Origin of the sequence: Pseudomonas sp. PS01303, assembly GCF_029959385.1 — a bacterium.
Taxonomy (GTDB): Bacteria; Pseudomonadota; Gammaproteobacteria; order Pseudomonadales; family Pseudomonadaceae; genus Aquipseudomonas; species Aquipseudomonas rustica.
In genome coordinates this window covers 52,221-77,592 of the sequence record NZ_JASCPK010000003.1, presented here as the reverse complement: position 1 = coordinate 77,592, position 25,372 = coordinate 52,221, and the positions used below count along the sequence as shown (strand labels likewise).

The 25,372-nt window shown below is 52.6% G+C and carries 25 protein-coding genes and 3 pseudogenes; 16 read left to right on the top strand and 12 right to left on the bottom strand.

Annotated elements, in window-relative coordinates; translation table 11 throughout:
- Positions 1–161 precede the first annotated feature (161 nt).
- The 4 genes from QMX93_RS02365 to QMX93_RS02350 all read left to right on the top strand — a co-directional run bounded on the left by QMX93_RS02365 (position 162) and on the right by QMX93_RS02350 (position 4,534).
- A complete protein-coding gene (locus tag QMX93_RS02365) occupies positions 162–1,298 on the top strand; it encodes a tyramine oxidase subunit B (RefSeq protein ID WP_282352291.1) in 1,137 nt (378 codons plus the stop codon).
- A 61-nt stretch (positions 1,299–1,359) separates the two neighbouring features.
- Positions 1,360–1,782, top strand: a complete 423-nt coding sequence (locus QMX93_RS02360) for a RidA family protein (RefSeq protein WP_098949344.1) — start codon at positions 1,360–1,362, stop codon at positions 1,780–1,782.
- A gap of 45 nt (positions 1,783–1,827) precedes the next feature.
- A complete protein-coding gene (locus QMX93_RS02355) occupies positions 1,828–3,123 on the top strand; it encodes an FAD-binding oxidoreductase (RefSeq protein ID WP_098949345.1) in 1,296 nt (431 codons plus the stop codon).
- Positions 3,124–3,250: 127 nt separating this feature from the next.
- The gene (locus tag QMX93_RS02350) at positions 3,251–4,534 is read left to right on the top strand and encodes an amino acid permease (protein ID WP_098949346.1); all 1,284 of its coding nucleotides are present in this window, start codon (positions 3,251–3,253) and stop codon (positions 4,532–4,534) included.
- 1,505 nt (positions 4,535–6,039) lie between these two features.
- On the opposite strand, the gene QMX93_RS02345 is transcribed toward QMX93_RS02350, so the two are convergent.
- Positions 6,040–7,110: a zinc-dependent alcohol dehydrogenase family protein gene (locus tag QMX93_RS02345; protein ID WP_098949348.1), complete on the bottom strand. Its 1,071-nt coding sequence runs from the start codon at positions 7,108–7,110 to the stop codon at positions 6,040–6,042.
- 922 nt (positions 7,111–8,032) lie between these two features.
- On the opposite strand from QMX93_RS02345, the gene QMX93_RS02340 reads away from it, so the two are divergent.
- Entirely contained in the window at positions 8,033–9,637 is a 1,605-nt protein-coding gene (locus QMX93_RS02340) for an EAL domain-containing protein (protein WP_098949349.1), read from the top strand.
- 438 nt (positions 9,638–10,075) lie between these two features.
- Here the strand turns inward: QMX93_RS02340 and QMX93_RS02335 are convergent, their stop codons facing one another.
- Positions 10,076–11,800 carry a GGDEF domain-containing protein gene (locus QMX93_RS02335; RefSeq protein ID WP_256588643.1) on the bottom strand — a complete coding sequence of 575 codons (1,725 nt, stop codon included), beginning with the start codon at positions 11,798–11,800 and terminating at the stop codon, positions 10,076–10,078.
- A 252-nt stretch (positions 11,801–12,052) separates the two neighbouring features.
- Between QMX93_RS02335 and QMX93_RS02330 the strand changes: the two genes are divergently transcribed.
- From QMX93_RS02330 to QMX93_RS02320, 3 genes are all read left to right on the top strand, one after another.
- Complete coding sequence (locus QMX93_RS02330) at positions 12,053–12,457, top strand: hypothetical protein (protein WP_256588644.1); 405 nt, start codon at positions 12,053–12,055, stop codon at positions 12,455–12,457.
- A 441-nt stretch (positions 12,458–12,898) separates the two neighbouring features.
- Positions 12,899–13,393, top strand: coding sequence for a hypothetical protein (locus QMX93_RS02325; RefSeq protein WP_098952558.1), 495 nt, complete (start codon positions 12,899–12,901; stop codon positions 13,391–13,393).
- A 168-nt stretch (positions 13,394–13,561) separates the two neighbouring features.
- Positions 13,562–13,897 (top strand): hypothetical protein, encoded by a 336-nt coding sequence (locus QMX93_RS02320; protein ID WP_098949350.1) that lies wholly within the window; start codon positions 13,562–13,564, stop codon positions 13,895–13,897.
- A gap of 104 nt (positions 13,898–14,001) precedes the next feature.
- Here the strand turns inward: QMX93_RS02320 and QMX93_RS02315 are convergent, their stop codons facing one another.
- On the bottom strand, positions 14,002–14,655 hold the full coding sequence (locus tag QMX93_RS02315) for a hypothetical protein (protein ID WP_098949351.1): 654 nt from the start codon (positions 14,653–14,655) through the stop codon (positions 14,002–14,004).
- A gap of 82 nt (positions 14,656–14,737) precedes the next feature.
- On the opposite strand from QMX93_RS02315, the pseudogene QMX93_RS02310 reads away from it, so the two are divergent.
- From QMX93_RS02310 to QMX93_RS02285, 6 genes and pseudogenes are all read left to right on the top strand, one after another.
- Positions 14,738–15,070, top strand: a pseudogene (locus QMX93_RS02310) (DUF4113 domain-containing protein); the annotation flags it as partial.
- 242 nt (positions 15,071–15,312) lie between these two features.
- On the top strand, positions 15,313–15,441 hold the full coding sequence (locus QMX93_RS02305; protein ID WP_256588646.1) for a hypothetical protein: 129 nt from the start codon (positions 15,313–15,315) through the stop codon (positions 15,439–15,441).
- Between the two features lie 531 nt (positions 15,442–15,972).
- Positions 15,973–16,341, top strand: coding sequence for a hypothetical protein (locus QMX93_RS02300; RefSeq protein ID WP_038443869.1), 369 nt, complete (start codon positions 15,973–15,975; stop codon positions 16,339–16,341).
- Between the two features lie 61 nt (positions 16,342–16,402).
- On the top strand, positions 16,403–16,801 hold the full coding sequence (locus tag QMX93_RS02295) for a DUF3800 domain-containing protein (protein WP_256588647.1): 399 nt from the start codon (positions 16,403–16,405) through the stop codon (positions 16,799–16,801).
- Between the two features lie 54 nt (positions 16,802–16,855).
- On the top strand, positions 16,856–17,575 hold the full coding sequence (locus QMX93_RS02290; protein WP_256588648.1) for a hypothetical protein: 720 nt from the start codon (positions 16,856–16,858) through the stop codon (positions 17,573–17,575).
- A gap of 47 nt (positions 17,576–17,622) precedes the next feature.
- On the top strand, positions 17,623–17,844 hold the full coding sequence (locus QMX93_RS02285; RefSeq protein WP_178081014.1) for a hypothetical protein: 222 nt from the start codon (positions 17,623–17,625) through the stop codon (positions 17,842–17,844).
- Here the strand turns inward: QMX93_RS02285 and QMX93_RS02280 are convergent.
- From QMX93_RS02280 to QMX93_RS02255, 6 genes and pseudogenes are all read right to left on the bottom strand, one after another.
- Positions 17,819–18,002, bottom strand: a pseudogene (locus QMX93_RS02280) (SDR family oxidoreductase); the annotation flags it as partial. The gene QMX93_RS02285 and the pseudogene QMX93_RS02280 overlap by 26 nt on opposite strands.
- A gap of 427 nt (positions 18,003–18,429) precedes the next feature.
- Positions 18,430–18,875: pseudogene (locus QMX93_RS02275) on the bottom strand (NUDIX domain-containing protein).
- Between the two features lie 478 nt (positions 18,876–19,353).
- On the bottom strand, positions 19,354–19,632 hold the full coding sequence (locus QMX93_RS02270) for a hypothetical protein (RefSeq protein ID WP_098949352.1): 279 nt from the start codon (positions 19,630–19,632) through the stop codon (positions 19,354–19,356).
- Between the two features lie 56 nt (positions 19,633–19,688).
- Entirely contained in the window at positions 19,689–20,072 is a 384-nt protein-coding gene (locus QMX93_RS02265) for a hypothetical protein (protein WP_098949353.1), read from the bottom strand.
- A 90-nt stretch (positions 20,073–20,162) separates the two neighbouring features.
- Complete coding sequence (locus QMX93_RS02260; RefSeq protein WP_098949354.1) at positions 20,163–20,606, bottom strand: hypothetical protein; 444 nt, start codon at positions 20,604–20,606, stop codon at positions 20,163–20,165.
- 47 nt (positions 20,607–20,653) lie between these two features.
- Positions 20,654–21,049, bottom strand: a complete 396-nt coding sequence (locus tag QMX93_RS02255; protein ID WP_098949355.1) for a hypothetical protein — start codon at positions 21,047–21,049, stop codon at positions 20,654–20,656.
- A 257-nt stretch (positions 21,050–21,306) separates the two neighbouring features.
- Between QMX93_RS02255 and QMX93_RS02250 the strand changes: the two genes are divergently transcribed.
- On the top strand, positions 21,307–21,801 hold the full coding sequence (locus tag QMX93_RS02250; protein ID WP_098949356.1) for a transcriptional regulator: 495 nt from the start codon (positions 21,307–21,309) through the stop codon (positions 21,799–21,801).
- Between the two features lie 469 nt (positions 21,802–22,270).
- Here QMX93_RS02250 and QMX93_RS02245 read toward each other — a convergent pair whose 3' ends face one another.
- Positions 22,271–23,191, bottom strand: coding sequence for a Na+/H+ antiporter (locus tag QMX93_RS02245; protein ID WP_282352223.1), 921 nt, complete (start codon positions 23,189–23,191; stop codon positions 22,271–22,273).
- 863 nt (positions 23,192–24,054) lie between these two features.
- On the opposite strand from QMX93_RS02245, the gene QMX93_RS02240 reads away from it, so the two are divergent.
- Positions 24,055–24,273, top strand: coding sequence for a hypothetical protein (locus tag QMX93_RS02240; RefSeq protein WP_212545341.1), 219 nt, complete (start codon positions 24,055–24,057; stop codon positions 24,271–24,273).
- Here the strand turns inward: QMX93_RS02240 and QMX93_RS02235 are convergent.
- Together QMX93_RS02235 and QMX93_RS02230 are read right to left on the bottom strand one after the other, a co-directional pair.
- Complete coding sequence (locus QMX93_RS02235; RefSeq protein WP_282352216.1) at positions 24,267–24,773, bottom strand: lysis system i-spanin subunit Rz; 507 nt, start codon at positions 24,771–24,773, stop codon at positions 24,267–24,269. The two genes, QMX93_RS02240 and QMX93_RS02235, sit on opposite strands and share 7 nt — an antisense overlap.
- The gene (locus tag QMX93_RS02230) at positions 24,770–25,303 is read right to left on the bottom strand and encodes a glycoside hydrolase family 19 protein (protein ID WP_282352214.1); all 534 of its coding nucleotides are present in this window, start codon (positions 25,301–25,303) and stop codon (positions 24,770–24,772) included. Before QMX93_RS02230 ends, QMX93_RS02235 begins: the two co-directional genes overlap by 4 nt.
- Positions 25,304–25,372: the final 69 nt, after the last annotated feature.

Below are 25,372 nucleotides of genomic sequence, written 5' to 3'. Positions count from 1 at the left end.
AATCCGTATTCGAGGAAGCCGAGCCCGCATGCGTGTCGGAAATCTTCAATACAAGCCCGCCCTCTCCATTTCTTAATAGGCCACAAGCGCCTAGGTCGATGCCTTCGGCCAAGCGCCCCGAATGCCTATAGGGCGATTTCAAGCGAAGCAGGAGAGCTTTCATGAGCAAAACCAAGATCGATTTTATCTATTTGTCTGAGCAAGACATGATTCGCGCCGGGGTCACGGACATGTTGCAGTGCGTTGATACGATGGAAGAAATGTTCGGCCTGCTCTATGCCGGCGACTACCGCATGGCCGGGGCCAACAATGACTCCCATGGCGCAATGATTACCTTTCCCGAAAACTCGCCGTTTCCGAACATGCCCAAGCCAACAAACGAGCGCCGGATGATGGCTATGCCTGCTTATCTGGGAGGCACCTTCGGTACCGCTGGCGTAAAGTGGTACGGTTCCAACATTGAGAACAAAGAGAAAGGTCTGCCACGATCCATTTTGATGTTTACACTCAACGACGCAGACACTGGCGCGCCTTTGGCTCACATGTCTGCAAATTTGCTGTCGGCCTATCGCACCGGCGCAGTCCCCGGCGTCGGCGCTCGGCATCTAGCCCGCAAGGACTCCAAAACCATCGGTTTGCTCGGCCCAGGAGTAATGGGCAAAACGTCGATAGCCGCTTTCATGGCCACCTGTCCACTTATCGATACCATCAAGGTTAAGGGCCGGGGGCAGAAGAGCATCGACGACTTCATCACATGGGTACATGCCACTTATCCGCAGATCACCACCGTCAGCATCGTTGAGTCCATTGAAGAAGTGGTTAGAGACTCCGACATCGTGACCTATTGCAACTCAGGAGAGTTTGGAGACGCATCCAAATACCCTGAGGTGAAGCGCGAGTGGGTCAAGCCAGGCGCTTTCCTCGTGATGCCCGCCCTGTGTCGTATCGACGAAGGTCTGGAGCGTAATGATGTGCGTAAGGTGCTCGATAACACTGGGCTGTACGACGCTTGGTATGAAGAGATGCCCAAACCTGCACACAACCACATTCCTATCATTGGCGTGTACTTCATGGACATGATTGCAGACGGCAAGATGACCCGCGATGAACTGGAAGACATTGGCAAGATAGTCGCTGGCGTCACCCCTGGCCGCGTCCACGATGATGAAATCATCATAATGTCCGTCGGTGGCATGCCCGTAGAAGATGTTGCATGGGGAACAGTGGTGTATCGCAACGCTCTGGAACGCGGCATCGGAGTAAAGCTGAACCTTTGGGAAACGCCGGCGCTACGCTGAGCGTCCCTTGCACAGGGGTGTCCCCGGTGCACTCTTTCTTCGATTATGCGAGCACAGTGAAATGAGCAAATTGATTAAGCTGAAATCTGGTTCGGCCTTCGAGGAAAAGGCCAGCTATTCACGGGCAGTTGCAGTCGATAATTGGGTTTATGTCTCGAACACAGCTGGGCGTCACCCGGTAACGCGGCAGATCCCGGAAGATTTCGTAGAGCAAGCCCTTCAAGTTTTTGAAAACCTAGAAGCAGCCTTGCAAGCGGTTGGCTCTTGCATCGCAGACGTCGTTGTCTCCCGCGTATATATTCAAAACCCTGAAGATATTCCATTGGCGCTGGACGTAATCGGCGCAACCTTCAGAGGGGTTGATCCTGCCATGACTGTTACTTGCCCCCCCCTCGGAGCAGACATTTACAAAATCGAGATCGAGGTTACGGCCTACAGAGGAGCATCCAGGATGGAAGCCGATCTTCGTCGAATCAACAGGTAGCACTCCCTCTCTTCGATAATATTATTTGGAATAAAGGGGAGCGATATGTCGCCCTTGATTTCACCAGTTGAAACACACTCAGAGCTTCCGCACTCCACGATGGTTGTAGTGATTGGTGGAGGAATTGTCGGGCTTAGCGCGGCACTGAGTCTCGCCGAACGGAACATCCCTGTTGTAGTTCTTGAAAAGGGCACGTTATTGGGAGAGCAGTCTTCCCGGAACCTAGGCTGGGTGCGCAAGACCAGCCGTCTGGCTGAAGATATGCCATTGGCGCTCGCCGCTGAGCGATTGTGGGAGGAGATGCCACAGCGTACTGGCCATGATGTGGGCTTTCGGCGCAAAGGCATCATGTTCGCTGCGCGTACTGCTGAGCAATTGTCGACCCATGAGCGATGGCTAGAGTCGGTTAAGGCGTTCGATTTGGACACTCGAATCTTAAGTGGCGAGCAACTGGCTAAGTTAGTCCCAGGTGGAATCGGATCTTGGGCAGGAGCGGTATATACACCATCTGATGCGCGAGCTGAGCCAACACTAGCGGGCAGCGCTATTGCGAGAGGCGCAATGGCGAGGGGGGCCATCATCATTGAACGTTGCGCCGTGCGGTCAATAGTGAAGTCGGCTGGCCGAGTCAGCGGTGTTATCACCGAACGCGGAGAGATTCGATGCGAGCATGTGTTGCTCGCAGCCGGCTTATGGTCACGGCGGTTTATGGGCAATCTAGGCTTAGACCTGCCAACGCTGCCGCTTGTGGCTTCTGTCCTGAAAACCAAGGCCATGCAGGGCCCAACTGAAATCGCAGTAGGTGCGCCGGACTTTTCATTTCGTAAGCATATCGATGGTGGTTACATCATCATGCAGAGAGGCGCATTGGACGCCCCTCTGACGCTTGATCATCTTCTTACCGGTCGACGTTTTTTGCCGCAACTCAGGTCTTCAAGAGGCTACTTGCGCGTGGGGCTAAATCGCTACTTCTTAGATGATCTGCGCTTGGCCCGCCGATGGTCACCCAGTGCTGTTTCGCCATTTGAAAAAGTGCGGACGATGAGTCCTAAGGTAAACGAGTCTTTAAACCAGGAGGCCATGCGCAACCTGATCGGGGCCTGGCCCGCATTTGCGCAAGCTCAAATAGAACAAAGCTGGGCTGGGGTGATCGACGTAACTCCAGATAGCAATCCGGTGATTAGTCCGATTTCAGCGATACCTGGCCTGACCCTTGCCACTGGTTTTTCCGGTCACGGCTTCGGCACATCGCCGGCTGCAGGTTATCTTGCTGCAGACTTGATAACCAATACGTCGCCCATAGTCGATCCAACACCATATCGATACAGCCGCTTCGCATAAAAACTCCAACACTGTGCACATAAAATAACTCGTACTGCCCACAAAGCTACTTATTGCCTGCCAGCACTTTAATTCATTTTTAGCCCCACGTAGCGTTCCGCTACGTGGGCGCGCATTTGGAGGCTTCATGTCGGGATCTCAACATAAACTTGGCTGGCCGATGATCGCTATGCTGGGGGTTTCAATCGTGATCGCTGGGCAATTTTCAGGGTGGAATCTGGGACTTAGCTATGGCTGGAAAAATATGTTGGTCGGCACGGTGGTGATGTTTGCCTTCTACATCGGTTTTCTGCAGCTTGTATCAGAAATGGGCAGCACCTGGCCCAGTGCAGGGGGACTTGCCAAATTTTCCACGCTGGCTTTCGGAAGGCTTCCCGGCGGACTAATAAATGTTTCAATGGCCATCGCATTGATAGCGGGTACGGGCATTGTCAGCGAGTTTATCAGCGCATATGGACAATCTCTGCTTGGACTCGACGGCACGCTCATAAAGGTTTTGCTGTTTTCGGGTGTGCTGTGTCTGCACTTGTATGGAACAAAAGAGTCCATGTGGGTGATCCTAATCGCCGGTTTGATCGCGGTTATGACATTGCTGATTTTCTCAGGAGTCAGCCTGACGCACCTGGACTTACGAAAACTAGCTGATGATGGCTCAGTGCTTTCATTTAGTGGCGTGGTTCAGGCACTACCTTACGCGCTGTGGATGTTCGTAGGAGTCGAGCAGGCTGTCACTGCCTCGGAAGAGGCCCGCAACCCTGTTAGGGATATCCCTAGGGGGTTGATGTTAGCAATCGTTGTGCTAGTCATCACCGCCGCCGGCGTATTGCTTGGTGCTCCAAGTCTTGCTGGTGTGGAGGTACTCAAAAGCGCAGGAGATCCATTGCTTGCCGCTTTAGATGTCGGAGGTTTTTCCGGGCTGCATACGGTGATCGGTTTAGGTGCAATATTTGGGCTGATTGCAAGCTTCTTCTCTTTGTCTTATTCGGCATCTCGTCAGCTCTTCGACCTATCCCGCAACCAGTTTTTCCCTGCTATGTTCGCGCAGAGTACGGAGAGAGGGATCCCGGCAAGGGCGCTCTGGCTGGTCATGGTAATGGGTTTTGGTATCTCCTTCGCCCCGGCTGAAAGCATACTGCTCGCCATGGTCGTGCTTTTCACTGGCGCCTATGCGGTCACCACGCTGGCCTATCTACGCCTGCACCATAAAGAAGGCGCGAAGCATCGTGGGTACACTGCCAAAGGTGGCGTTGCATGCGGCTATGCCACTCTGGGGTTGTCCGCTACTATTTTCTATGCTTGTTTCAGTACCGACCTGATGACGATTTTCGCCATCATTACACTATTTGCCGCGATCATCGTGTACCACCTTGAAGCCCGAAAGAATCATAGTGCTTCGCTCCGCTACCCGTAAAAGCCGCACCCAAGCGCGCAACGGAAAAGATAGTGCTCATCTCGCTAGCCCATGGCGATAAATCAAGTACCGTGAAATGGCCAGCCTCTGATCCGGATGGTTACGATCGAGTTATCAGAGGCCTTGCCCAATGATCCGCATGTACTCCATCGGTATACGATCCGACCCCACAGACATACATGCGGGTACAGGAGATGCGCTGGCCCAAAAGGTTGCCTGTTCGGTGCGGCAAAGCCGCACTGCGCCTAGCTATTTGATCTTAGGGATGTGCTGAGTCAGCGCGCCTGAATGGTGATTATCCGCACGCGCATCTTATGGTTGTTCTTTAGCGCCTGACGGCACAAAGGCGAATGAAATCGATCAGTTGCTGCCGCGTAAATGGCAGCCGGCTTAATCACGCAAGGCATGATGCCCGGGCGCAGACCTGTCTCTGCCCTACATGTCAGCCTTAACTGCTCCGCTTCGCTTCAAATTGAGCGCTACCAATCCGTCGTCACCAATGATCAGCACGCCAGCAACGTGAAGCGCGAGCACATCAACAATCCGCCTTGGTGACGTTGATGATGATATCACTGGTAATTCTCCGGCTTCCTGCCAGGCACCTAAAACGCTTGCATGTACTGTCTGAATACCTGCTTGGATCCTGTGAGAGCATTAGAACGATGCCAGCGCGCGACCAAATGGAAACTCATAATAGGTCAGATGTGGCCACTTCATCGAAGCCTTGCCCCAAAGCTTTGATGATCCACTTGAGATCATAATTTGCAGGACGTTTTCTTAGGCGACTTGGGGGCATGGACGTCATTGAACTACTTACTCAGCGTGGATTTTCAATGGAGGGCGTCGGCTGTCCATGGTGAATCTCTACAGAGCGGCATCAGACCTGATTGTGAAATGGCCCTGAGCGACTGTGAGCACTGCTATGTCGTGATTGGCGAGTGGTTCCATACACCTAGACTACTCGAGATGTTAGGCGCGACTAAGCCCAAACTATTCAAGGTTGGCAGGCTGCACAGAGTAGATCCTTCACTAGGCTCGCAGTAACGCCCGAATGCAATTAGGAAAGCCGGCACCCGAAGCGAGCTGAACGAGGGCAATTGACACTAACCAGTGGGTGCAGGCTGACTTTAGTAAAGTCAGCTGACTGAGCTTTTGGACATCGCGCGCGAGACCATAATGATCTTGCGCGTCGAATTGACAGTGGGTCTCTTTGAGCATTTAGACCCCCACAGCTGCATCCAGCGGCTGTCCTGGGGGGGGGGCCGTTCTTCGATCACGCGGGCTCAGTTGATGACGAATCGTAGTGGCCGGTGAGCAGCACGTAGAAGAGGGTCTCGGACACGAGTCGCATTGGTTCAAGTGGGCAAACGGTACCCGTCCGGCGCGCGTAAATCTTCTTGCCACGCGCAGGAACCGGCGGCTCGATAAGTTTCGCCACGGTTAGATCCACACCGCACACAATGCGGCTTGGATCCACCGTTAACCTATTTGCTGCGGATGAACTCTTAGAAGTCAATCATGACTTTCATGGCCTTTTCATCTGCGGCATGTTTAAACACATCATAGGCCTTGGGCAGCTCGGAAAATCCAAAGCTATGAGTGGCGAGCTTTTCCATCGGTAGTTTGCCGGAGCAGCAAGTTTTGAGGAGCATGCTGGTGGTGTTGGCGTTTACGAGGCCGGTTGTGATGGTGAGATTCTTGATCCAGAGCTTCTCCAACGCAAATTGCACGGGCTTGCCATGCACACCCACATTCGCAATGTGTCCACCTTCTTTGACGACGTGTTGGCAAATATTCCAAGTGGCTTCTAGGCCAACAGCCTCAATCGCGCAATCCACTCCGCGACCTTCGGTAATCTCTAGCACGCGGGCGATAGCATCTTCCTGGGCGGAGTTAATAGTGTGAGTTGCGCCAAGTTCGCGAGCCATGGCCAAACGGTTGTCATCCATGTCGATGACAATGATGCTAGAAGGGGAATACAGCTGAGCGGTGAGTACACAACCCATGCCAACGGGCCCAGCGCCAATGACGGCGATGGTATCGCCCGGCTGAACATTGCCGTATTGCACACCGATTTCATGTGCGGTTGGTAGGGCGTCAGAAAGTAAAACGGCAACATCTTCGTTGAGGGCTTCTGGCAGGAGGTACAGCGAATTGTCTGCAAAGGGAGTGCGCACAAATTCTGCCTGAGTGCCGTCGATCATGTAGCCCATGATCCACCCGCCGCCATTGCGACAGTGGGCGTATAGTTGCTTTTGGCAGTTCTCACAAATGCCGCACCGGCTCACGCAGGAGATAATGACCTTGTCGCCTTTTTTGAATTTACCTACGGCATCGCCTATTTCTTCAACGACGCCGATGCCTTCGTGACCCAAAATGCGACCATTAAAGCTTCCTGTTTTATCTTTTGCCGCTTGCTCAATCTCGGGATTTTTACCTTTCCATATGCCAAGATCCGTACCGCAAATGGTGGTTTTCGTCATGCGGATTATCGCATCAGTGGGTGCAAGCAATTTTGGCTTTTCGCGCTCTTCCAAACGAATGTCGCCTTCACCGTAATAAACCATCGCTTTCATGGAAAAAACCCAAATAAAGAATGTGAGCGTGTTTTATAGGGTCAAATCAAAACGATTGTCAAACTACTCCCGCTTAAAACCGCTAAGCCGATTATGTGGCGAGAGCGACGGCCTCTATCCCTCGATATAACTAAAACACATAAAAAAGCGCAAGTAGTCTCTCAAGTTGTTTTAACAGGCTTTTTTTGATTTCGCGCCAGGGCTTCTTATCAAATAATCGGACAGGCCGTGCGTTTTTCCTGCACGAAATCTGCACGGACACACGCCGTTTCACCGTAGGCGTCTGCCCTACAAATCTTGCTCAATGTTCAGCGTTTGACTGAAAGTAGAAAATCGGGAGCGGCCAGCGAACAACCTCGCATAGATCAGACAAGCATTCATTGATGCGGCAGCAGTTACTCAATCTCAGTTGCTCGCTGCGTCAGCAGCCGCGCAAGCACGTTTTTTGAGATAAGCACACTGGTCATGTCCATTGATTCATTCTGACTGGATCAGGTTCATGATCGCAGCAACTCGCTTGCCTCTGCCCAGCGATCCAGCAAGTCGAGCTAGCCGAAAGGCGCTTCACCCTTCGGCTAGCTGACAGAGCCAGACGTGAAAGTCTTCGCCCTATGGCGCTTAGCCGAGTCAGTGCGTTATTTATGACCTGCTGCGGGCATTCCACAAAATCGACTCCTTACTGGTGCCCAAACTCAAGCATCCTTTGGGTCGCCCCCTTGGAGGGCTTGACTTTAGATGCTTGAGGTGTTCGTGAGGCTTTAGTCACATCTCTCGACCGACTGAACCATAACGCCCTTTTTAGTCGTGCCTGCGCACACAGGTGTGGCACGACCCATTGATTTCTCTAGAGATTTATGACTCAAAATAACAATTCTGTTGGTATAGAATTGCAGTCATTGACAGCACATCGGATAGCACCTAAATGCGTAGAAAGTATCTGCGAAACTGGGCGGCGCTAGGCGCGATAATCTATGCCATTTCAGTTATCGCGTTTTCTGCCTATTTCGCTGTCCGCAGTGGCACTGAAAGAGCGCGCGATGATTTGAGCGATGTTGCGGATGAGGTCATTCGTCGCTCTGTAACCACCCAATCGCAAGTCGATGAGGTAGTAACTGCCCAACGTACAGCAGGCTTGGCGCCCTGTTCGCCTGACCACGTTGCCCTGATGCGACGCCTTTTGCTCAATGCTAGTTATCTGAAAGACCTCGCGTACATCAAGGGCGACGACGTGCTGTGTTCTGCGCTGTATCTATCCACCGCCCCCATACATCTGGGGCCTGCCAGCCACACAACCGGTACCGGAGGCCGACGCTGGAATCGATTGATTTTACCTAATGCCCCTGACACAACCTTTGTTATCAACGAGCGAGATGGATATGCCGCGATCATCACCCCAAGTCTTGTTCTCGATGTCGAGGATGACAAACCTGATGTTTCTATCACCCACTTTCGCAACGTCAACCAAAACGTGGTGCGCTCAAGAGGTACGTTCAAGTCCGAGTGGCTGATCAACTACATTGGGCAACCGACGTCATTTTTTGATACTGACTATTTGGTCACTATCAAACTCAGCAGTGATGGCGACTCTTCGGTCTTAGCGGCAATGCCCAAGGCGCGTGTCAATCAGATGGTTCTTGCAGCCATACCGACTTATTTAGTAGCAGGCATCTTGGCAGGTGTAGGTGGTGCCATTCTGCTCTGCGCATTTGCACGTCAAAGACTGTCATTCAGATCTCAGATCCTAGACGGCCTCAAGAAGGGAGAATTTTTTCTGCTTTATCAACCAGTCATGAACTTGGGGACAGGCGGATGTGTTGGGGCTGAGGCTCTCCTTCGCTGGAATCAGCCCGAAAGAGGTATCATTAGTCCGGATATTTTCATCCCAGCCGCAGAATCCAAGGGACTAATGAAGAAAATTACCGAACGAGTCATTGAAATTGTGCGCGAGGACGCGACGCAGCTCTTCAAAGACTGCCCAAGCGCTCATATAGCCATCAACGTTTCAGCCGAAGACATACATTCCAAGGAGATCGAACAACAACTTCTCGAGCTCATCCGCGTGACAGCCGCCCGTCCTAAAAACATCATGATCGAGGTCACCGAGCGTGGTTTGATCGTGCCCGACAAGGCTAAAAAAGTGTTGGAGTCGATCCGTGCGAATGGCTTTAAAATTGCAATCGACGATTTTGGGATGGGTAATTCGAGCCTGTCGTATCTGTCTACTTACGATCTCGACTTTTTGAAGATTGATAAAGCGTTTGTGAGCGAGATAGGCAGCAATCGCGTTAGCAAGCCGCTGCTGTTCAACATCATAGAGATTGGCCGCTCTCAGGGATTACAGATGATTGCTGAGGGGGTCGAGACTAAGGAGCAACGTGACGTCTTGGTGGATGCTGGGGTTCACTTTGCCCAAGGCTGGTTTTTTGCCAAGCCCATGCCTATCAACGATTTTAGGAACTTCCTGTGCAACCGCCGGGGGCTGGCTCAAGGTGATACTCAGCCTAAGGATGACCATTTTCATCTTTAAGGTAAGCTACGCAGCCACTTGTTGCATTTTTGCTCCAGGGACGGTCTGTAGTGGACATCGATTTTGGATGCGCTCGTGGCCCGAGGCTCAAAAAAACCAGCTCGGTCAGATGAACATACTTTTCCAGCATTTAACTCATCTATTTTCATTCGAGCAGCACCTTTCCAAACCGTTTTTCCGTACCTCAGAGTAAGCGGTAGGGATAACAGTTACCTGCTAACGCAGCGTGCAAGTGAAATCGCCGAGTTGTTGCCGCATAACTGGGTGCCGTTGCGCAACCTGTGATCCCCGTTCAATTACATAGATCATTCAGCTTAATCCGGGTCAGTCACGGCGCTGACTAGAAGCGTCATGCGAAGGACGACACACACGCAAACCGCAGTGGCGCACTGGTTTCTAACTACCAAGTCTTTTCGGAGGGGCGCCACGCAAGCAGCTTCAAGCCTGCACAGCGATACCGGCTTTGCTTTGGAACATGGCGGTGTCGGCTTTGAAAATCAGATCGTCCAGACCTTCGCCATCTTCCGGATACCACGCCACCCCTAGGCTGGCGCTGACCTTGATCTGGCTGTTTTTCCATGGAATGGGCAGGTCGACGGACTTGCAGATTTCATGGGTGATGCGCTGGATATCGCCACTGTGATGCGCGCCGTCGAGCAGCACTACGAATTCGTCACCTCCCATGCGCGCGGCTATTTCAAACTCGCGAATACTGGATTTGATAGCCGTGGCTACGTGGATCAGGATGGCATCGCCTGCCTGGTGGCCAAAACGATCATTGATCTGCTTGAAATGATTCAAGTCGATATAGCACAGGGCTAGATGTTCTCCACGGATCTTTGCGGCCAGCAACTTCTGACTTGCAAAGGGAATAAAACTATTGCGATTGGGTAAGCCAGTCAGGCTGTCATAGAAGGCCAGTTTGTGTACTTCCTCTTCGGCGAGTTTGCGCAACTTGATCTCGTTGCGCAGATGGCGCTGGGCATTTAAAAGAACCAGAGCAAACATAAAGACAAGCACACAGCCAATACTGATCAGCACAATGGTCTTGCGCAGCCGCTCGACCAGTTGAGGCGGGTTTGGATCGTAAATGAAGTTTTCCAGACCGGCGATATTGTCGACCATACCCAGTTCGAGAAAGGTTTCAGCCATTCGTTGCCAACGCCCTGGGTTCATATGACCGATCTCTATCAGGTCAGATACCACCAGCGGACGCATGGCCTCAGCTTCGAATTGCAAGTGGGCGCGACTTTTCTTCACCGAATACTGATTGAGCAGCAGGTCTATGATTTGCTCGGGGTTATCCATCGCGTAACGCCAGCCGCGCAAGGTAGCGCGGCGGAAGGCCTCGACCCGCTGTGGATTTTCGTCAATCTCGGCCTGGCTGGTGAACAGGATGTCGCTGTAGAAGTCGATCCCATAACTGGCGGGCGAGATGATGTTGTAATCAACGCCCCGCTCTTGCAGGTAGAAGGGCTCGTTGGTCAGGTACGAGTTGAACGCCGCCACCTTACCGCTGGCTAGATCCCCAATTTGAAAGCTGCTGGGTAGAAGTTGCAGTTTTTCGAGGGGTATACCCTCGCTACGGAACATCGCCAGAAAATCAGCATCGGTCTGTGCATCCATCAACATCAGCGGCTTGCTGATCAGATCGTGCACAGTGCGAATACCTTGGTCTGTGCGAGCCACGAGCACGGAAGGCGAATGCTGAAAAATCACCGCCAGCGCTACCAAGGGCTTTCCATGCAGGCGTGCGTAGAGCAATTCACTATTGGCTTCGCCATATTGGGCACGCCCAGAGAGCACTTCTTCGACTGGTGTGACACTGGGGCCACCTTCGTGCAAGCGCACGTCCAGTCCTTCTTCGCGGTAATAGCCCTTTGCGATGGCTGCATAGTAGCCCGCGAACTGGAACTGATGTTTCCAACGTAGCTGTACATCAATCACCTGTTCGGCGCCATTCTGTTGAGCGCCAGGAACCGCCCACGCAGCCTGACCCCAGACCAGCACAAAACAAAGCAGTCGACGCAGTCGAACAAGGAGAAGTCTCTCCGGCGCGCCTGGCGTGTTAGAACAGCAACAGAGGCTGGGCATGGTGATAGTCCGTGAATCGCGGTTATTGTTGAGCATGCAGGCGAGGTGCATCATTGTGACATCACTCATGCGCGGCCAGCAATCTTGCACCACGATAACCAAATCGCCCGTTATCCTCGCTTACGGCATGGTTGGTATGCGGGCAGTCTGGAAGAACCGACTTTTTCAACAGAGTCGGCCGGTAGCTGTCTGTTGCAGGGAAGCAAACGCCAATCGCAGAAAACTCTTTTTTGCGCGCCGCTAAGCGAAATCTGAGCTCGGAATCCTCTGCTCAATGTAAAGATTTAAATCTCAAGCGCGTACTTTTCTACTGCGGAAACCATGGCCGACTTTTTCAACAGAATCCGCCAGAAGCAGCCCTTAGAGGCGAACCGCATTTGGCTTCATACAGCACTGATGTGGAGGTGCTCTCCTTGCAATACCGTCCAGAGTGTCTCTGCGTATGCTTTGAATTTATTAGCCTCCTGTTCTTCCTGTTTTCACAAAGGCATGAAAAACTGCGCGCTCTTTGCCGCTCACTTTTTGTCTGTTTTGATGGAACTGCCGATGGGCATCATGGATACCCTGCAAGAAAACAACCTCGAAAAATCACTCGGACTGGCGGCGGAGGAACCGGCCCTTCGTCCAGACTTTTTCAAGACTCTGTTGAATTCCACTATCTACGTCCTCGGTACTGCCAGCACTGGCGACGTCTTCTGGTGTACTGGCGAGCTCAACGAAATCTGAATCCATGTTGAACCCAAGATCTTCCGCTATTCGCCAGGTAGGATTGCGGTCTCCCCACGAAACGTACTCGGCTTCGCTCCCGGTTTCAGGGGCTCTATCCCCCACTGTTCAAACACGTATTTGTGCGCCTCGACTTCAGTGGCGAAATTGGCACCGAAGAGATGGAAGTGCCAGCAGCCATCTTGCATGACACGATCTCGATTGTTGATGAGTCGTCGGGATCGTACCTGATTAAAATCCAAGGAGCAGCTTGTGAGGGAAGCCCGACGGGGAAAGATACTCACAATCCGACCTCATCGTCGCGCCAAGGTTGAAAGCTGCCCGTCCGTCCAGGTGCAATATAAGCTTCCCTTCAAGCGTCCGAGAGTAGTGATCTACTGGCGCCTAGGCGTGATACCACTGGAGTATCCTCACAGCAGCACTGCACTAAAGGACTTCGCCATGCACCAAGTTATCAGCGCCGCTTACTACCGACCTGGATTCGCCAGGAGCGCTTGCGCATGGTTAATGATTGACGGCATTGGCATTGAGCAATGGCTGTCCACTCATCTCGAATGGTCAGACGTCGCAAGGCTTGGTCTTTCTCTGATCTGGCTTATCGACGAATACGAAGACGCTCTTGCGAACCGTCGCATCATCCCGGCGGAGGATGGAAGCTCCACAATCGTGCCGTTGCTGGTCTGTAGCGATGACATGAATTTCGACTGTATCGTCTTGGTCACTGAGCAGGTAATCGAGGCTGACACCGTACACTGGCGGCGCTTCGGTCGAAGTATTTCGGACAAACTGGAAGTTGGAATCTCGACAAAATGGATCGCCGAGAGCAAGCCGGTAAGCTTTGCATTGGAGGATTTCCAAAACGCATTGGAGCAGTTCACTCAGTTGTCGAAGACGAAGCCAGACAACCATTGCGATGAACCCTTAAGCCCTCAATAGCCTAGCTTACGTTGCATCATTTTTAACGCTATCTAGCCCACTACCACGTTGAAATGTTGACCACGTAGCCCGAATTCACAGTGACCATACTTGCTCCCAGAGGACACGCTGGAGCCGCCATCCTAGTAGAATTCGTCGAGCTGATTACCGCCCACTTTGAGATGTTCTATGAACTCTGATTTAACCGAAGAAGAAATGCGTCGTGCCTTGTTTGGTACGGTTCAGCCTGAGGTGCAGATTTCTGCTCCTCCAGTTCTGGAACCTGTGCCAGAGGTTGTGTTCACAAAGCCGGTGGTTGCTCCAGCAGCCAAGAAGAAAGCGGCGAAATCATTTACGCCTAGGCTGAGGGTCACGTTACGTGTTGGAAACGAATTTGAAGGGAAAATGATCGAGTTGATTCACGAGGCTGATACGTTGAGCTCGTTGCTTGCTGAGCAGGAGGCTGTGAAGGCTGCGAGGAAGAAGTACAAGTACGTGGAAGTGGTATCGGTTAAATCGATGTAGAAAAGGGTAGCTGGGCTAATGAGTTATCACGTCGTTCACTTAGGAAGATATTTATCTCTCACGAACAAGCCCCCTCTTCACTCTGCTCTCTATCTGAATCAACTCTACGGCGTTGTCGACGAACAGCCCGTCACTTGTGGGTAAGTCTGGCAAACCACCATAATTTTATTTTTGGGCTCAAAGCCGTGATCAATCATGCAACGCTGCACTTCTGCAGTGCGCCCTATGCTAGCGACGTCCAGATTCGACCCAAGTGGTTTCGCATAGCCGCACGCATACATCACCGGCAGGGCTTCACTATCATTGGCTACCTCGAATTCGAAATGACGTGATGCTCCCGCTTTACGCCATGAGACCTGCATACGTTCATCCCGACCAGAATTAGGCTTGATTGGGTGAAATGCTTCATCTTCTACAAACGGCAACGCTTCGAGCTGCGACAAACTGAGAGGACGCCCCTGCCTTTCTTCGACGCAGGCTGGCATATTCTTCATTATTTCACAGTATTCAAAGCCGTCCTTGCGAATAAAGCCAAGACGCTGCATACACTGGAATTGCAGCACTTGCTCGTTTATTGGCAAGTGGGTTATCGAACTACCTACCGGGTCGCCACACTCTGTCATTGCGGCTTTGACACCCTCAACAGTGGTCGAAGCGCGTTTCCACTGGGTGAACGACGCTGATGGCGGGCAGCCGGTGAGTAAAAGTACCGATGAGATCAGGACTGGGATGGTAATGATCTGAGATTTGCTGAACATATTTTGTCCTTAATTTATGCCAGGCTACGCCAATGGCGTCCAAGTCTTTGGGGCGAATAATCCCACCACATGCCCCCTACATTACCCGAAAAACGATGTGCGACTCATGACCAAGGCTGCAACCGAAGCGGTCAATCGCCTCTTCCGACCAGGCTTCAAGTACAGCAAAGCAGAGGTTTTGCTGATGGATCTTCGACCGCGAGGGGAATTCACAGATGACCTATTCGCGCACTCGCAGCCTGCGATGGCGGACAAGGTCATGAGCGTTCTGGACGAGATCAACAGCCGTTGGGGTAAGGGAGTTGTCCGTTTAGCCAGTGTTCCTGCGGCCCCTGGTTGGGCAATGCGCCGCGAGTTGATGAGTCAGAGCTATACGACGAAGGTTGATCAGTTGTGGACGGTAAAGGCTAGGTAGCAGACAGGTTCGGTCTGGCGATGCTCGAATGATTCTGGAGGTGCAGTGCTACCTGCAAGATGTCGCCAATGAACGTAAGATCAACACGTTACCTGTCGGTAGACTCCAGTAGATGAGCCAAAGCTAATTCGAGTTTTCACATACTTAAAATCAAGTATCTCTTGCCTATTGAAAGTATCCGTCCGTACCAATAGGATGATGCCGCAGCAACTAAAATAAAATTAACATCAAGGAGAGATTTCATGGCGCTTAAACCAGGCCCAAAACCGATTGCCAAATCAACCGGCGAAGTTGATAAGCGTCGTCGTGACAATAAAGATACGCCAAGTAACAATCCTGACTTGAAGCCTAGCAAGTCTACAAAAAAATAGCTTGTCGCTGGCAGAAGCTACTTTAATGGTAGCTTTTGTCATTGAAGCTTGTTGGGTGTGAATGCATAGTCTGTAATTTCGCTTTATCTGACGATCAGTGCCCTTTCTATGATCGCTACAACGACATATTGAATAGCATCATTGCGGCACTGCCTGAGAGTTGAATTACACTGGCTCATCGAGATACCCTCCTGGTTGAGTGCGTACAGTATTTTTCAATACGGTTGAACTGCTCCTGTTTCGCGAAGAAGCTAAGTGACCGCTTTTGGCCGTATATAGCCGTCGCAGACATGCTCATAAACGAAAACCAGCCGGTTGCTAACCGAAAGTATCGTTCTTAGATGAAGGCACCCTTGCTCCCACGATTTAGAGTTCAATGGTTCGGAGTTTTTATGGTCTGCCCGGCCTCGAGTGCATTTATTTATGTGTGTGGTGCCCTGTCGGCGAGAGCGAGCACAGGCGATCAAGGAGACGATGGCTTTTAGCCTCGATGCCAGCTAGATTTGGAGCTTTCTACGATCAAGGAAGGATATGAAAAAGCTCATCGCAGTAATGGGAATCTGTGTCGCACTTGGCGGTTGCGCTACGTCCCACTACACCGCAGGACGAGACTTTCCGTCGGCCAGTGTAGCGAGCATCACCAAAGGCAAAACGACGACTACTGAGTTGAAGTCCCTGTTTGGTGAGCCCTACGCCAAGAGTGCTGTCAGCGAGACCGACGAAAAGTGGATCTACACCTACACCAATGGCTCAGCCCATGCCCAGAGCTACGTGGTCACCATGAAGGTGACGACCACGGGCACTCAGAAAACTCTCGACGTCTTGATCCGAAATGATGTGGTCATCAACTACACGTTCAGCGAAGGCCCCGCTCCAGGCACTACCACTGCGACGAACTAAATTCGCCACGTTGCCACTGGGCGACCCACTGCGCTCAGCACGTCGTTGATGGAGCAAGCTCATGGACAGAACATATGCCTTCGTGGATGAGTCCGGGAATTCCGACCTTGATACGTCAAAGGGAGGAAGCTCGGGCTTCTTCATCGTGTGCTCCATTCTGGTGGCAGAGAAAGACCTGGAAGCTGCTTATGCCCAAGCTGAAGCACTCCGCATGCGTCATTTTCAAACTGGCGAGATCAAATCCAGCAATCTGAAACCCAAAGATTCAAATCGCCGTGCCCGAATCCTCAACGAGCTAGCTGAGCTGCGATTCAAGCTCTATTTCACCGTCGTTGATAAGTCGCGAATTCACAAAGACGGCGGTCTCCGTATCAAAACCTCGTTCATAAAATACGTAAACGGGTTGCTCTATGAACGTTTGTTCCGCGTATACCCTGACCTCCAGATGATCGTAGACTAGCATGGTGGCCAGGAATTTCAGGAGAGCCTCAAAAGCTACGTTGCAGAACGATTCGTGGACGACCTATTTGGCGATAAGGATGCTTTCCAGACAATGGCCAGCAAGGACAACGTTTTGGTTCAGGTTGCAGACTTTTTTGCTGGCTCGGTCGCTCAGATCTACGAAGAGAAAGCATCGGAAGAAGCAGTTCTTGCCTACAAGAAAATCCTTCGCAGCCTGACTCTTGGAATGCTTGAGTGGCCATCCAAGTACCAGTCTCTTCTGCCACCGCCGACGGATGAATCTGGGTATGCAGACTACCAAGTACACCAAGAAGCTCTCCGCCAGGCTGATCGTTTTAGCGAGCGGGCAGGCGAACACCCTGATGAGGATGAGCGCCTTCAATTGAGTATCCTGCGGTTCTTAAGATTTCAAAGCGAATTCGTCACCAAGGATTATGTGCTGACTACGGAGATCATGGCCCATCTAAAAGACAGCGGATTGGGAGAGGTCAACGGCCAGAGAATTCGATCCAGTGGCATAGCCAAGCTTCGGGATGCGGACGTCATCATCACAAGTGCGGCGAAGGGTTACAAAATTCCCCAGACGCGTGCAGACATCAACGACTTCCTAGAGCGGGCATCCGGCATCGTCGTCCCTCTTCTCGAACGCGTCAAAAAGGCGCGAGATGTGTATCGGCTGAGCAGTCGAGGAGAATATGACATCGTCACTGCGGCCAACCTTACTGAGCTAGCCAAGCTGCTCGCCACGCTTGAGGTATTGGCGGATGAGTGAGACATGCCTGCATCGCTGAATCGTTCACTTGAAAGGAGATACCAGACATGTCGAGCGTATTTTCGAAGCTCTCATCACACCTCAGTTCCTTGGTGGATACTGATCCCAAGCTTGCATTGCAAAAAGCTCGTGAAATTGATCTAGACGGGCGTGATCGCGCTAATTGGATGTCCCTGCGCGCAGCTACTTTGGTGAATGCCGGCCCCTCGGTTGGACAACAAGACGCCATTGAGGAGGGGCTTGATCTGGACTCGCAGCACTGCGCATAGGTGAGCGAGTTCGCCACAACTCTTGGGCACCTGTCCACTCTGCGATCAGAGGCGTATCGACCAAGCCGGGTGACACAGCGTTTAAGCGAATGTCTGGCCCAAGTGACACCGCGAGCAAGCGGGTCATGTGATTAAGCGCAGGTTACCGCATAGGGGATCCCCTAGCTTGTGGCTTCCGGCGTCCATTCAAGATGCTGAGGACAACGGACGCAGACCCACCTCTCCCCGACCAGCGCTCCTGGACGCCCGCAGACCTCGCAAAGGGTCAACGACGCCTCCTCCGCAGCATCCACAATCGCCTGACAAAACTCATCGCCGCCAGATATGTAAAATCGTAAGCCGCCGAATTTTTCCTTAACCTGGCTCACGATTATCGGAGGTTTGCTGGGATTAGCATCCAAGTATGTCTGTAGTTGATTACACAGGTCGTTGAGCAAATCCAGCCATCCTGGATAGCATCGAATTTCCCGAAGATCTGGGCTCGAAAAAATCTTGGGATAATTTCGCCGCAAGATTGGTAAGAGCACGTCGTTCATAAGTCCCCTTTGCGATTTGGTAGTTAGGAGCGTATTTCTTTCGTCGGATTCAGACCAACAGCGAGGCTCTAATGAGTAGATCAGATAGCCCCTCAGGGACTAATCGGGAAGTAGCAGTGAAACTGGAGCTGTTATGCCACGAGGCTCTGAACGATGCACCGTCACGCTCACAGCCGTCTGGCCAAGGTTTGTCATAGACCGTTACGTCGTCAAATCTTGCATCGTAGATCTGGACTATCTCGTGTCCAGTCTTACCCTCGTAGATGAAAATACTTTCTAAGGTGCCAATCAATCGGACGTCGCTGATCGAAAGGCGAGCTCCTCCTGTACCTCTCGGGCAATGGCATCGATACTCCGTTCAGCAAACTCAATACCTCCACCAACAGGGCGAAGAAGAGTCTGCCCTCCAGCAGCGTCATGGAACTGGTTGACCAGTATTTTTCCGTGATGATTAAAGATGCAAAGCGCGAGTGGGCGAATGCGTGGGTCTGGCAGGAGTAAAAATCCCTGGTGTTGATAGAGCAGTCGGTACTGCCTCTCAGCCTAGGGCTCAGTGGCCGTCAGATGGCGGGGCATGATACTAAATCTGTGAACGTGGAACTTTAAGCGTTAATCCTCCCTGATAGCGCAATTCTGCACTGCAGCAATCTGTTACAGCATCTACAGGGGTTTAGAAAACAGCTGTCCCGGCGATACGCGTCAGTCTCTACTGCTCCGATCCGATTCGGCTAGAGCGTAATCAATCCATTGACCATCTCAATGTTCAGCACATCGCCAACCTGAAGCTTCAGGGCGTCAGCTATCTCTGGTGGAATGTTGATGATGATGTCACCGCTACCGTCTTCAGCTACCTACCAGTTACAAACAATGCGTTTGTCGTCGCTCATAATTATTCGCAAACCGGCCTGATAATTCTGCGAAGGAATTCAAACGTTGGTGCAGCCCATGACCGCATACGTAATGACGAGCAAGGTCAGACATCGTCTTTCTCTTCCCTAATTTCGAATTCACCCCAAGCGCCTAGGTAAATCCTCTTACAAGGCATTTTTATGATGAATCCTTGCTCCAGAAGCAGTCTTGGGATGTCTCTCATCAGACCAGATATCTCCCATCGTTCCGCAGTCGGCGGCATCACCTTTTCAACAAATAAATCCAAGTCGAAGTCCTGCGTTGCGACAAATGGCCCGGCGCGGTCGTATTGCTCAAACACACCTGATGCTACGCAGATGACTTCCCCGGCTTTCACGATCATGAAGACTTCTCAAGGTTTTTAAGGAGGCCTCGCTCACGGCAAAAACGAACAGACCGTTACTGAAGTATCCGTGGCGTGAAATGGTGCTGTCCCTTTGCGATGCGCAGAAAGTCGCGCAGGCTCGCACGCCCGTTCTCACGCTGGAATGTTGCGAGCACGTACCGGCTATTTACCGTAGTCATTACCCAAAACCGACCTTCTCTTTCGATCTTAAGCACATCGGATGTCCTGATCAGATGACCATCACCGAACCGACCGTACTGATTTTTACGCTTGTGGCCAAAAACAACACCGATGCCTGCGCGCGACCTGATGGAAACACCACAAAGGTAAGCGGTCACCGGCACATCAAATCCTTGCTCCTGGGCTTTAATAATTCGTTTGAGATCGAAATCCGTGTGGCGTTTTCCGTGGAAATTTACATCTATGGTGTCGAGCATCACTGCGCTCCGGTGCTTTTCCGCAAGTCGTTATCGGGAACTCCGCACGGAACCAAACGCGTTGGTATCGTGCAAGATCTTTGGTAGTTTTCAGCCTGATCTAATCATGCTCGAGAGAAAGATCGGGCGAAGGTCTGTCAGCGAATCGATTTGAAAGTCTGGACGGTGCGAGTTGTGGTAGATAGCTCCTCTCTCAACCTCTATCAGGCAAACCTCAAAATCACTGTCGTAGCCGAGGGATACTTTAGTTACGCGCTCCATGTCCCACCCGGCACCTTTGTTCATCCATGCGGGGGTCGTGACCTGAACATCAATTATCTCTCGTTCAGCGCTCTGGGTGACGAGCATGCTTTGCAACCTGTGCTCCCCCTCAATCATGTCAACGAATTCAGTGCTGCGAGCTTGGTCAGTCAAGCGAACAGTGAGGTGATACCAGTGAGTTCTGAGCACCCGTGACACGCTATGCCAATGCGCAAGGCCTTCACCAAAAATGCCGGGAACGCCGATTAGGTCTGAGTCTTGTGTTCTGAACATCAGGTGCCTCAGTTTTCTGCGGACGCAAAGCAGCCCGGTTGGTTAATTCAAAATAGAGAGAAGATCTCTTTGATGGTTGCTGCTTTGCGATGACCCGGCCCGAGGAGCACATAGACGCTATTCCGAGTTTCGAACAGAAAACCTTCGTTTAACGCAGTACCCATACTTGAGCGCACCCAATGTCCCGGCTCGAAACGGCGCTGCTCGTCGTCCACAACTTTGTGGGCAAACATGAAGATTGGTTGGCAGCCTGCGGCGGCTACTTTGGCTCGCTCGTCGTCGGTGACGATGGCGTCTAGGATTGTCCATTCTTCTACGGCGCAGAGAGGCATCCATTTGTAGCGCTTTCTGGCTGCAGACATCGCGCCTTCAAGACTCAGTTCCGAGCCAACCAGAGGAGCTCCGCTGTCACCAAAAAGTCCTTCATCGAAACTCGTGACCATTTGAAGCCTCTTGAATTGATGACCAGTGATAAACCGACTGCAGGAGGTTTGAGACTTATTGGACGGTCGGCCCGCTGCCCTCCAGTGACGGCTCACCGCTCACCAGTAATTTCCAAAAATTGCCTAAAACGACTCTGCAGATAGATCGGAAGGGCCGCTGTGTTCTGCCCTCAAATCAAAGTATGCGCAATACTACCTCATTTTGATATTTAACGGAAACCCTCCTGTGTGGCTATATCCTGACTTTTGAGTGAGCCATGCAACTTAGAATCGCTCTCGCAGGCGCAATTAGAGCCCTGCGCCTGCAGCGTCAGCTTCGACACGAAGACCTTTCCGACGCCTCGGCGAAATCCAAGCTCAGCGCGCTAGAGCGTGGCGAAACAAGCATCACTCTTGAAAAGTTCGAGAGCCTTGCTGAGGGCCTTCGAATAGACCCGCTAGCCCTCCTCGCTCTATGCCTATCCAAACGGCTAAATACCCCCTATCCGGCTCTAATGGAGACCGCTCTAAAGCAGCTCCGCGCTTTTGAGAAAGAAGGTGGACTGAGAGTTCTTGCTGAGCAGCTTCCTGACGGGGAGGTCGCCCACCGTAAGCCAGGCAAGCCTCAGAATAGAAAGGGGGAGAGCGTCGTTCGCGAGCTCAAGGTGGCAGGGATGAATCAATCGCAGATTGCTCGCGAGACCGGCCTAGCTCTATCGACTGTCCATCGATACTGGAAGAGGATTAATGCTACTGAATCTGGAGCGGATTAATAGAGAACAGTGCTGGTTGAGAATTAGCGCACTGAAAGTGATTCGCGGATCGTGGAAGTACATCGTTGCCATTTACATAACCATGCGACGCTGAAAAATGTAGAGTGCCAACATGTGAAGCACGGCAAACTCACGTCTCAGTTGTGGTTACTCATCTTGCCCCCCTGTCGCTGATTCTCTCGCAGTAGCTTCGCGTGCGGCAGCCTAAGCACCTGCGGCGGAGAAAATCAGGTAAAAATCTCTAGGGATCTACGGTGCAAATGTAAACCGTCAACCCCAATAGAACCGACGCCGTTTACATTCTTTGAAGGAAGGTTGTGGCTTCATAAGTTTGCAAACCGGCCACAAGGTTTACATTTTTCCGACTAAATCGCGTCAAAAATCCAGCGTTTACATTTTTATGAAAAGACACCATGATGGATGCGTGCCAGCGAACGACACAATCGCCTAAAACCCCTTATTTCTTGGATTAAACGGATAGAACGTTGGAATCAATACGCCTGTAACGCGCCCGCAAGTGACGTTTACATGAAAGAAATAAAAAAACCAGCAATGCGTTGAAGGCGAATTCCAACAGTGACCAGACGCTGCGATTGAGCAGGCGGGTGCTGGTCTGGCGTGGCAACAAGTCGAGCCAGCTCTGCATCATCCCTGCCGCCACCGCCGAAAGAATCCCCGACACGCCAAGGCGTTCAGCCAATACATAAGCAGCGAACGGCAGCAGCAACATGAACACCACGTGGGTCGCCGGATCATCCCAGCCGCGCGCGATCATCCACGAGCGCAGGCGCCCGACCAGCCAGCTCAGCGCCACGCCGACCGCCAGACCACCGAGCGCCACCACGACAAAGGTCAGGCTGGCGTTGGTCAGCGAGAACACGCCGGTGATGGCTGCGGCCAAGGCGAACTTGAAGGTCACCAGGCCAGAGGCGTCGTTCATCAGCGCCTCGCCCTGCAGGATGTGCATCAGCGGGGTCGGCAAGCGGTTCTGCGAAATAGCCGAGACGGCCACGGCGTCGGTCGGCGACAACACGGCCGCCAAGGCGAAAGCCACGGGCAACGGAATCGTCGGCAATAACCAGTGAATGAAGTAACCGGCGCCGACCACGGTGAAAAGCACGAGGCCCACCGCCAGCGTCAGAATCGGCCCGCGCAAATGCCAGAACTCGCGTTTGGGCATGCGCCAGCCATCGGAAAACAGCAGCGGCGGCAGGAACAGAAACAGGAACAGTTCGGGATCGAGGGCCACGTGCAAACCCAGCGTCGGCCAGGCCAGCAAGGCACCGGCGGCGATTTGCACTAAAGGAAGCGGCAGCGGGATGACCCGTCCGACCAGACGCGAGACGCTGACCAGCATCAGCAGGATCAGGACGGTGTAAGCGGTTTGCATAAAGCGGAAATCTCAGACAATCGACAGCGTTGAACTGCCATATTAGCCGCTTAGGATGCGTCTGGCGTTTGCACCTATGTCGCACTGCTGGAACGCAGTCCCTTTGTGGGAGCGAGCCTGCTCGCGAATACGGTGTGTCATTAACAGATATTTTGACTGACACGCCCCCTTCGCGAGCAAGCCCGCTCCCACAGGGTTTTGCATTGCCAAATCGACCTGAGGCGCCGCGAACCGCTTTGGTCATGGCATAATCCGTCACCATTTTTCTCCAGCACCTGTAAAGGGGGCAATTCCTTGACCGTTTCAAGTAAAACGTTGCACCTTTTCGGCATCAAAGCCTGGGATGCCTTATAAGAATCGTTCAAGGCCTTTTAAATCAAGGCCTTGCCCCCAAAATCAGCACCGCAAACCACCACATTTTGCGACTGTTCAGAACTCAATAAACATTGGCCCGAACGGTTGCGTTTTGGGGAAGAAATCTACAGAGACAATCCCGCCCCCGGCGTCCTGCCGAACGAACACAATTCATTCATCGCAGTAGTGAATCACGGATATAACGCTGTTATTCTCGTCGCCACGTTCGCCAAACATTAAGGGATGGAGGCGAAAATAGAAGCCCCGGAGCCGCGAACCTTCGGGGTTTTGCATTTCCGCACTGAGACTGAAATGATGTGCGGATTAGCTGGCGTATTCCAAAGGCGCTAGACAAGGGGTTTCAGCGCTCTTTGAGACCCCGTAGAGTCCCTCAAGGGAACATCAATTGGTACAAAAACTGGTACGAGATCAAACCTCCCTTCTCCGGCGTTCTGCCGAACATAATGCAAATCAAAACCACAATGCTGTAGCTGTATGGATGACGCGACATGAAACGACTTGAAGACCTTACGCTTCCACAATCCCTCCAGAGCAAAATCTCCACCCTGGTACGCAGGGTTTCGGATGCACAGGGTGATGTCGATATCCGCATGGCGGTCGAGCGCGCAGAAGGATTCGTGGAGGGGCTGGAAGCGGCGCGCTGTTTAACCGATGCCACTATTGAGGCTCTCTTCATCATCATAGAAAGCGCAGCTGAGCGTCATTGAGCCAAGGCTTTCACATAAGCCTGGCACGCCTGCAGGGCAATCAATCCCCGGTCGCCTTTGTCGGTGATGGCGATAATTCGTTGAGCATGCGCCGGGTCAAGTCTGGCTCGTAGGGTTCCATGATCCAAGCGGCCGGTGCCGGTGGTGGCTGGCACGTCGCAGCCTTTGGCAACGTCGGTCGCATTGAGGAGGACTGACAGGCGCACATCAGCAGTGGCAAGGCGATCGCGCAGGCGAGCCTGATCGTTTTGTACATTGGTCATTTTCTCGAAGTGGGTTTTCTCGCTGATCGCTAGCTTCTGCTCGAGCGCAAAACGCTTGTCCTGCTCAGCTTGTTGCGCGGCGGCGGCAGCCTGCGTCAGTTGATTCATGGCGTCGGCGTGCTGCCGCGCCTGCTCGGCCAGCTGCTTCCCGTAGCGCCAGCCCTGAAACTGCCACGCACTGCCGGCGGCGGCGATAACCAGCACCAGTAGCCCGGCCAGCCTCCACGACACGGTCACGCCAGCACCGCCTGCGCCTTTTCCCACAGCGCCAGTCGATCAGCCAGCCCGTTCAGCCCGCCATTGATCCGCCGAGTGATCGTGTTGAACTGGTCTCGATCAGCCAAGTCGTTCAGCCCCTTCTGCTTCCAGAACCACGCCGCCGACATCGCGGCATGCTGCGGCAGTTCCAACAGTTCAGGCTGATTGATCAGGTCAATACCCAGCGCTTCGCCGCACGCCGCGTAGCTCGCCCGGCCAGTAATCTGGATCAGGCCACGGCCGCGATACTTGGAGCCGTCACCCGCCACAGTGTTGCCCAGGTCTGCCCTGCCCTCGTACTTTGCCTGAGCCGCAGTCGGCCCCCAGATCTCGCGCACCCACCGCAACTGGCCGGATTCATGGCCGACCTGAGCGATGAATGCGGCAACTCGGTTACTGCCGACGATCTGGTAGCGCTGCATAGCTGTATTGAGGGCAGGAACAAAAACGCCCGCTTGGGTGCGGGCGTTCGGAAGGATCTGCAGCAATTGCTGCGCGGTGATGGGCATGACTTTTCTCCGGAAGGCAAAAAACCTAAACTGTCGAGGCGCTCTATAAATTCGACTCTGATTGCCATT